The 7,678-nt window shown below is 72.0% G+C and carries 8 protein-coding genes, 2 tRNA genes and 1 pseudogene; 8 read left to right on the forward strand and 3 right to left on the reverse strand.

Translation table 11 applies throughout. From position 1 onward, the window contains the following. A partial coding sequence (locus IE312_RS42110; RefSeq protein WP_229900514.1) for a hypothetical protein occupies positions 1-181 on the reverse strand: 181 nt, incomplete at its 3' end. Between the two features lie 141 nt (positions 182-322). Beyond that, positions 323-736, reverse strand: a complete 414-nt coding sequence (locus tag IE312_RS27755; protein WP_004002642.1) for an SsgA family sporulation/cell division regulator — start codon at positions 734-736, stop codon at positions 323-325. 191 nt (positions 737-927) lie between these two features. Here IE312_RS27755 and IE312_RS27760 point away from each other — a divergent pair, with 191 nt between their 5' ends. From IE312_RS27760 to IE312_RS27780, 5 genes and pseudogenes are all read left to right on the forward strand, one after another. After that, a complete protein-coding gene (locus IE312_RS27760; RefSeq protein ID WP_189985039.1) occupies positions 928-1,407 on the forward strand; it encodes a TIGR02611 family protein in 480 nt (159 codons plus the stop codon). 91 nt (positions 1,408-1,498) lie between these two features. Beyond that, a tRNA-Val gene (locus tag IE312_RS27765) sits at positions 1,499-1,570 on the forward strand. A 490-nt stretch (positions 1,571-2,060) separates the two neighbouring features. Next, positions 2,061-2,323 (forward strand): annotated as a pseudogene (locus IE312_RS27770) (sugar ABC transporter substrate-binding protein); the annotation flags it as partial. Positions 2,324-2,418: 95 nt separating this feature from the next. Further along, positions 2,419-2,865, forward strand: coding sequence for an SRPBCC family protein (locus tag IE312_RS27775; RefSeq protein WP_189985041.1), 447 nt, complete (start codon positions 2,419-2,421; stop codon positions 2,863-2,865). A gap of 39 nt (positions 2,866-2,904) precedes the next feature. Beyond that, positions 2,905-2,976: transfer RNA gene (locus tag IE312_RS27780), tRNA-Val, on the forward strand. 52 nt (positions 2,977-3,028) lie between these two features. Here IE312_RS27780 and IE312_RS27785 read toward each other — a convergent pair. After that, on the reverse strand, positions 3,029-3,754 hold the full coding sequence (locus tag IE312_RS27785; protein WP_189985042.1) for a 3'-5' exonuclease: 726 nt from the start codon (positions 3,752-3,754) through the stop codon (positions 3,029-3,031). A 168-nt stretch (positions 3,755-3,922) separates the two neighbouring features. Here IE312_RS27785 and IE312_RS27790 point away from each other — a divergent pair, with 168 nt between their 5' ends. The 3 genes from IE312_RS27790 to thrS all read left to right on the forward strand — a co-directional run. Beyond that, positions 3,923-4,489, forward strand: coding sequence for a DUF4365 domain-containing protein (locus IE312_RS27790; protein WP_189985043.1), 567 nt, complete (start codon positions 3,923-3,925; stop codon positions 4,487-4,489). Beyond that, the gene (locus IE312_RS27795; RefSeq protein ID WP_189985044.1) at positions 4,486-5,703 is read left to right on the forward strand and encodes a hypothetical protein; all 1,218 of its coding nucleotides are present in this window, start codon (positions 4,486-4,488) and stop codon (positions 5,701-5,703) included. Before IE312_RS27790 ends, IE312_RS27795 begins: the two co-directional genes overlap by 4 nt. Positions 5,704-5,817: 114 nt before the next feature. Next, positions 5,818-7,678 (forward strand): threonine--tRNA ligase (gene thrS / locus IE312_RS27800; protein ID WP_229900515.1); only part of this gene is annotated, 1,861 nt, incomplete at its 3' end.

A 7,678-nucleotide genomic window follows, 5' to 3' on the forward strand; every position in this document is an offset into this window, starting at 1 on the left:
CGCCGGACAGCCGCCGGCGGTTCCCGCCACCACGGCCCGTGCGTGACGGCACCCCACCGCACAGCGTTCGGTTGATCACCCACGGCGCCCGGAACGCCTCCACCGCCCGGCCGACCGGACCCGCCCGGGCGTGGCCGGCGGGACCCACCCCGGTGCCGACGCACCGCATGCGCTCGCTCACTCACCGCGTCGGAAGCGCACAGCTCGACGCCGTCTCCGCGGGCACTCACGGTGACGGCGTCGGCCTGTGCCGTTTGCGGTTGTCCAGGCCCGAGCCGTCTCCCCGAGTGGACGGCGCCGGGCTGCTTCGAGGGGCGGCGACCTAGCTCTCCGCCAGGATGTGCGAGAGCTCCTGATCCAGGTCGAAGTGCCGGTGTTCCGTGCCGGGCGGCACGGCGGCGTCGGTGCGCTTCAGGAAGGACTCCAGGGCTCGCGCCGGGGCCTCCAGCAGCGCCTCCCCCTCCGGGGAGCTGAGGGCGATGCACACGACGCCCTGACCATGGCTGCGCGATGGCCAGACGCGGACGTCGCCGGTGCCGGTGGGCCGATGGAGGCCCTCGGCGAGGAGGTCGCGGGCGAACACCCACTCGACGGTCTCCTCGGCTCCGGTGTGGAAGGTGGCGTGCACGGCGTAGGGGTCGGCCGTGTCGTACCGCAGGCCTGCGGGGACAGGCAGGGAGGACTCGCTCGACACAACGAGGCGCAGGTGCAGCTCGCAGCTGACCGTGGTGTTCATAAGCGCCAGGGCCTTTCGCTCAGTGTGCGCTCGGGGATTCGCACGTCGGCGAAATCGACATGCCACCTACGGTGCCGTTGTAAACCCCTCTGAGGGTTTTGCGTGTCTTTACGTAACTCTTCCGGCCGAGAACTCGTACCAGTCCGGCCGCCATTCCGGTGACTGGTTTCACTCCGGTAGGGTTTGTCTGTATGAATACGGGGAGTGACGAGCCGGGCGAGGTCGCCGTGGCAGCGGACAGGGCGAGGACGGACGAGACGGGGACGGACGGTCCCGGGGCCGGCCGGGAGGGCGAGCACGGGCTCGGCTCGCGGGCACCGGAATTCGTCAAGGCCCGCCGGCTCCTGCACCTCAGCTGGCAGGTCGGCGTCTTCGTGGTCGGCCTGGCGGTGGTCGGCGCGGGCATCGTCATGCTGCCCCTGCCCGGTCCCGGCTGGGTGGTGATCTTCGGCGGCATGGCGATCTGGGCGACCGAGTTCGTCTGGGCGCAGCTCGTGCTCCGCTGGACCAAACGCAAGGTCACCGAGGCGGCCCAGCGGGCCCTCGACCCCAGGGTGCGCCGCCGCAACATCACCCTGACCGCGATCGGACTGGTGATCATCGGCGTGCTCGCCGGGATCTACCTGTGGAAGTTCGGTTTCGTCATGCCCTGGAAGATCAAGGACCAGTGACGCGGCCGGCCGGGGGCGGGGCCGGGGGCGTGCGCCGGTCGGCGGTGGTCGGAAGCACCCGCTGACATGGGGTAATGTTCTTCCTGCGCCCGGGCGATTAGCTCAGTGGGAGAGCGCTTCGTTCACACCGAAGAGGTCACTGGTTCGAACCCAGTATCGCCCACCCGGACCGACGGCCCATCTGCGAAGAGCAGGTGGGCCATCGTCGTCTGCACCCCCTGCCGCGGAACCGGCGCCCACTGCGGCGCCCCTCGCCGGCCCACCGGATCACGACCCGTCGGCGATCCCTGGGCCCGGGGCCAAGGAGCCAGGAGGCGCGGGGAACTGCGCGACAAGGCGCGAGGGACCCGCACCCGGCGGATGGCCGGTCCTCCTGCCGACCGCCACCGGCCCGACCTGGCCGTGGCACCGGCCGCGCCGTCCGTCCGGCCCCACCGGTCACCGCGCCCGCCCCCAGCCGCGGCGGCGGTCCCGCGGGCCGGCGGCCCACCCGGCCCGCGCCTCGCAACAACCGCCCCACAGCTCCGTGCCGCCGACGCAGCGCCGACGCTGCCTCGTTCCGCCGACGCCCAGTGGCAAGCGCGTACTCGAAGCGGGTTCGGGATCGTCGGGGCGGCGCATTGCACGGAGCGAAAGCGATTCCAGAAGAGGGCGGGGCGGTGACGATCCGTTACTCGCGTGAGGTGCGGGCCAAGGCGGTCGACCGGGCGATCGCGCTCTTCGAGGAGAAGTACCCGAAGATCAGGGTCGAGAAGGACTTCCAGGCGCCGGCGGAAATCCCCCGGACGTTTTCCAAAACGCCGTCACTTTCCTTCGGAAATACGACAAGCGCGGAATTGTTCCCGATCTCGAGCCGGAGGTCCGGGCCGGGAATCTGAGCCTGCATCACTTCCGCGGAGGAGCGCCGTCGCACGGGCGGCGGCGCTCGCGCCCAGTGTGACACCGGCCACGGCCGGCGCGCCTGAGTACCCGTACTCAGATCCGCGCACGTCCGCGCGCCACACTCGTCCCATGGACTGGAACCACTACCGCTTCCGCAGCCTGTGGCCGCTGCCCGCCCCGCCGGCCGCCGTCTACGCGGAGCTGGAGCGGGCCGAGGACTACCCCCGCTGGTGGCCGCAGGTGCGGGCGGTGATCCGCCGGGACGACGGCACGGGAGTGATCACCATCGGGTCCGCGCTGCCGTACCGCCTCACCTCCACCGTCCGGGAGACCCGCCGGGACCCGGCCGCCGGCATCCTGGAGGTCACCCTCTCCGGCGACCTCGACGGCTGGGCCCGCTGGACGGTCACCGCCGGCGGCCCCGGCACGCTCGCCCGCTACGACCAGGACGTCCGCGTGCGCAAGCCCCTGCTCAGGCGGCTCGCCGTGCCCGGACGGCCGCTCTTCCGCCTCAACCACCGCCTGATGATGCGGGCCGGCCGGCGCGGACTGCGGCGCCGGCTCGAAGCGGTTTGAAGGAACCCCGCCCGGGCCTGTATTGTTCAGTGCGTTCCCGGGCGATTAGCTCAGTGGGAGAGCGCTTCGTTCACACCGAAGAGGTCACTGGTTCGAACCCAGTATCGCCCACCGGGAAAGGCCGGTCCGCAGCAGCGGGCCGGCCTTCTTCATGCCGCCGGGGTCACGCGGCCGCCGGCAGCTCCGGTCGCAGCGGCCACTCCGTGCTCACGATCTCCTCCGAGCCGCTGCGCGCGAACCAGGCCTGCAGGCCCCGTGCCTGCGCCGCGTGCCAGTTCGCCTGCAGCGTGTGCAGTTCGGTGGGGGACAGCCGCTCCAGCCGGGCCGCGAAACGGCGGCCCACCGCCCGTACGACGTCCAGCGCGGCCAGTGCGTCCGCCGCCGCGTCGTGCGCGTCCGCCAGCGTCACGCCGTAGTGCTCGCACAGATCGGCCAGTGTGCGCCGGCCCTTGCGGTACCGGTCCAGGTGCTTGTCCAGCACCCGCGGGTCCAGCACCCTGAGCGGCACCGACTCGAACCAGCGGTCCAGCGCCGACGCCCGGTGCCGGCGCAACTCCCGGTCCAGCAGCGTCAGATCGAACGGCGCGTTCATCACCACCAGCGGCCGGCCCAGCGTCGCGTGCTCGGCCAGCTGCTCGGCTATCTCGTACATCACCGGAGCCGGCCAGCGCCCGTTGTGCTGCAGGTGCTCCTCCGTCAGTCCGTGCACCGCCGTCGCCGCCTCCGGCACCGGCACCCCCGGGTTCACCAGCCACCGGGTGACCCGGGGCCGGGTCCCCGGCGCGTCCTGGACGACGACGGCGGCCGACACGATCCGGTCGGTCTCGACGTCCACGCCCGTCGTCTCCGTGTCGAAGGCGGCCAGCGGCCCCTCGTACCAGGTCGTCATCCCAACCCAACTCCTCGCTCACCCACGGCAGCTGACGTACCGTCTTCCGCCCGTTTGGTGATACCCGGGCCGTTTGCGCCGTACGCCGGGCGGAGACAACAGGAATACGGGTCTTTGCAGTTCAGCGGCCCGCAGCGGAGAAACCCCTGCCTGGGAAGGCTGTTGGTCATGGTCATGGCGCAGCCCGAGCGGGGCGGGCTGCTGCCCGGACGCCCGGGCACCCAGCGCGGCACGCTCGCCACCACCGCCTGCATGGAGACACTGCAGGTCGGCTATCTCCACGCGGTCGCCGCCGCGGCCGGCTGCTCGCTGTCCCAGCCCTTCCCGGACAACGGGATCGACTGGCACGTCAGCCACAGCGCGCCCGGGCACACCGTCGACGACGAGGTCACCGTCAAGGTGCAGCTGAAGGCCACCTACCAGGTGGCGCCCGAGCCGCCGGGCCCCTCCTTCTCCTTCACCCTGGACAACGCCCACCTGCGCAAGCTCGCCCGCACCCCCGTCGCGGTGCACAAAATCCTGGTCGTGATGCTCGTACCGCGCTCCCAGGACGACTGGCTGCGCGCCGGCCACGACCGGCTCGACCTCAGACACTGCTGCTACTGGACCAACCTCGCCGGCCACCCCGTCACCGGCCGGCACCGGACCACCGTGCGGATACCGACCTCGCGCATCTTCGACGACCGGGCCCTCTGCGAGATCATGACGCGGGTCGGGACGGGAGGCAGACCATGAGCAACCGTCCCTGCGAGGAGCCGATACGGCAGGTCCGGCCGCACCCCGGCGACCTGCCCGGGAACCGGCCGCCCCGGCCCGCCGACGTCGACCCCGCCGTCCTCGGCGCCCTGCTGCGCCGGCACGGCTGGCAGCGGCGCGGCGGAGCCCCCGGCCGGTACGGCCGCTGGACCCCGCCGGGCCCGGGCGGCACCGGCACCAGCCTGCTCGTCCCCGAGAGCCGCGCCTTCCCCGACAGCGACGACCTGCTCGGCGAGGCCCTCGACGCCCTCGCCCGCACGCCCACGCCCTCCGCGCGGGAGGTGCTGATCTCCCTCGCCGTCCCCAGCGACGAGATCCGCTGGTGGCGCGACACCCCGGGCGGACCCGCCGGCGCCGCCCCCTGGAGCGCCGACGACCGGCTGCGCGCCGCCGCCCGGCAGACGCTGCTCGCCGCCGCGCTCGCCACCCGCGCCCGGGCCGGCTACCACGGCGCCCGCCACCGCCGCGCCGCCGCCGCCCTCCTGGCCGATGTCCTCGTCGGCCCCGCCGCCGAGGGCCGCACCCTCACCGCCTTCGTCCCCGTGCCCGCCGGCCGCCCCCTGGCCGTCCGCCTCCACCTGGCCCTGCACGCCGCCCGCGAGGCCATCGACTACCGGCGGGCCACCGGCGGCATGGACGCCTTCGACGGCGCCGTCGAGGCGGGCGTGAGCCGCGAGCTGACCGAGGCGATCGGCGCGCTCGTCCGGGGCACCGAGGGCGCCCGGGTCGCCGTCGCCTGGGCACCCGGCGCCGGCGTCCCCGAGGACTGCGCCTCCTCCGCGGAACCCGTGGAGTTCTCCCCCGGGGACCTGCCCGCGCTGCGCGAGGCCGCCGCCCGCTACGTGCGCGCGGAGCCCTCCGTCCCGGTCCGCGTCACCGGCGCCGTCGTGCGCATGCGCCGCTCCGGGTCCGGTGGCGGGGGCACCGTCCGCCTGCGCGTCCTCGCCGGCGCCGACGTCCCGCACCTGCGCGTCACCCTGGACGAGGAGGACTACCGCATCGCCGGCCACGCCCACCTCGTCGGACTCCCCGTCCGTGTGCCCGGCCGGCTGGAGAGCCGCGGCGGCTTCCGCAGGCTCACCGGCGCCTCCGGTGTCGTCCCCGTGCAGGTCGACGAGGGGGAGCGGGAACGGCTGACGAAGTCCCTCCAGGAGAACCTCGACTTCTTCGAGGAGGCCCGCGGGCAGGAGTGAGCGGAGGGCGACCGAACGTAACCGTTTCGCGGTGGGCGCCGTCGGGTCGGTACGATCGGCCGTGCGCGCGCTCCTGGTATGGCGCCGCACCCCACCTTCAGTCAGGAGAGACCGGTGTCAGACGTCCGTGTGATCATCCAACGCGATTCCGAGCGGGAAGAACGCGTGGTGACGACGGGCACTACGGCCGCCGACCTCTTCGCGGGCGAGCGCTCGATCATCGCCGCGCGCGTCGGCGGCGAGCTGAAGGACCTCACCCACGAGCTGTCCGACGGCGACGAGGTCGAAGGCGTCGAGATCGGCTCCGAGGACGGCCTCAACATCCTGCGCCACTCCACCGCGCACGTCATGGCGCAGGCCGTGCAGGAGCTGTTCCCCGAGGCCAAGCTGGGCATCGGCCCGCCCGTCAAGGACGGCTTCTACTACGACTTCGACGTCGAGAAGCCGTTCACTCCCGAGGATCTCAAGGCCATCGAGAAGAAGATGCAGGAGATCCAGAAGCGCGGGCAGAAGTTCGCCCGCCGCGTCGTCACGGACGAGGCCGCCCGCGAGGAGCTGGCCGACGAACCGTACAAGCTGGAGCTGATCGGCCTGAAGGGCTCCGCCTCCAGCGACGACGGCGCGGACGTCGAGGTCGGCGCCGGTGAGCTGACGATCTACGACAACCTGGACGCCAAGACCGGCGAGCTGTGCTGGAAGGACCTGTGCCGCGGTCCGCACCTGCCCTCCACCCGGCTGATCCCGGCGTTCAAGCTGATGCGCAACGCGGCCGCCTACTGGCGCGGCAGCGAGAAGAACCCGATGCTCCAGCGCATCTACGGCACCGCCTGGCCGTCCAAGGACGAGCTGAAGGCGTACCTCGACTTCCTCGCCGAGGCCGAGAAGCGCGACCACCGCAAGCTCGGCTCCGAGCTGGACCTGTTCTCCATCCCCGAGCAGATCGGCTCCGGCCTGGCCGTCTTCCACCCCAAGGGCGGCATCGTCCGCCGCGTGATGGAGGACTACTCGCGCCGCCGCCACGAGGAGGAGGGCTACGAGTTCGTCTACACCCCGCACGCGACGAAGGGGAAGCTCTTCGAGACGTCCGGGCACCTGGACTGGTACGCCGACGGCATGTACCCGCCCATGCAGCTCGACGAGGGCGTGGACTACTACCTCAAGCCCATGAACTGTCCGATGCACAACCTGATCTTCGATGCGCGCGGCCGCTCCTACCGCGAACTGCCGCTGCGCCTCTTCGAGTTCGGGACCGTGTACCGGTACGAGAAGTCGGGCGTCGTGCACGGCCTGACCCGCGCCCGCGGCTTCACCCAGGACGACGCGCACATCTACTGCACCCGCGAGCAGATGTCCGAGGAACTGGACCGGACGCTCACCTTCGTCCTCGGCCTGCTGCGCGACTACGGCCTGACCGACTTCTACCTGGAGCTGTCCACCAAGGACCTGGAGAAGTTCGTCGGCTCCGACGAGGTCTGGGAGGAGGCGACCGAGACTCTGCGCCAGGTCGCCGAGAAGCAGGGTCTGCCCCTCGTGCCCGACCCGGGCGGCGCCGCCTTCTACGGCCCGAAGATCTCCGTCCAGGCCAAGGACGCGATCGGCCGGACCTGGCAGATGTCGACCATCCAGCTCGACTTCAACCTGCCCGAGCGGTTCAACCTGGAGTACACCGGCCCGGACGGCTCCAAGCAGCGTCCGGTCATGATCCACCGCGCGCTGTTCGGCTCGATCGAGCGGTTCTTCGCGGTCCTCCTGGAGCACTACGCGGGCGCCTTCCCGGCGTGGCTGGCCCCCGTCCAGGCCATCGGCATCCCGATCGGCGACGCGCACGTGGAGTACCTGGAGAAGTTCGCGGCGGCGGCCAAGAAGCAGGGCCTGCGCGTCGAGGTGGACTCCTCCTCGGACCGCATGCAGAAGAAGATCCGCAACGCCCAGAAGCAGAAGGTGCCCTTCATGGTCATCGCGGGCGACGAGGACA

The organism is Streptomyces capoamus, from assembly GCF_014654935.1.
Lineage (GTDB): Bacteria > Actinomycetota > Actinomycetes > Streptomycetales > Streptomycetaceae > Streptomyces > Streptomyces capoamus.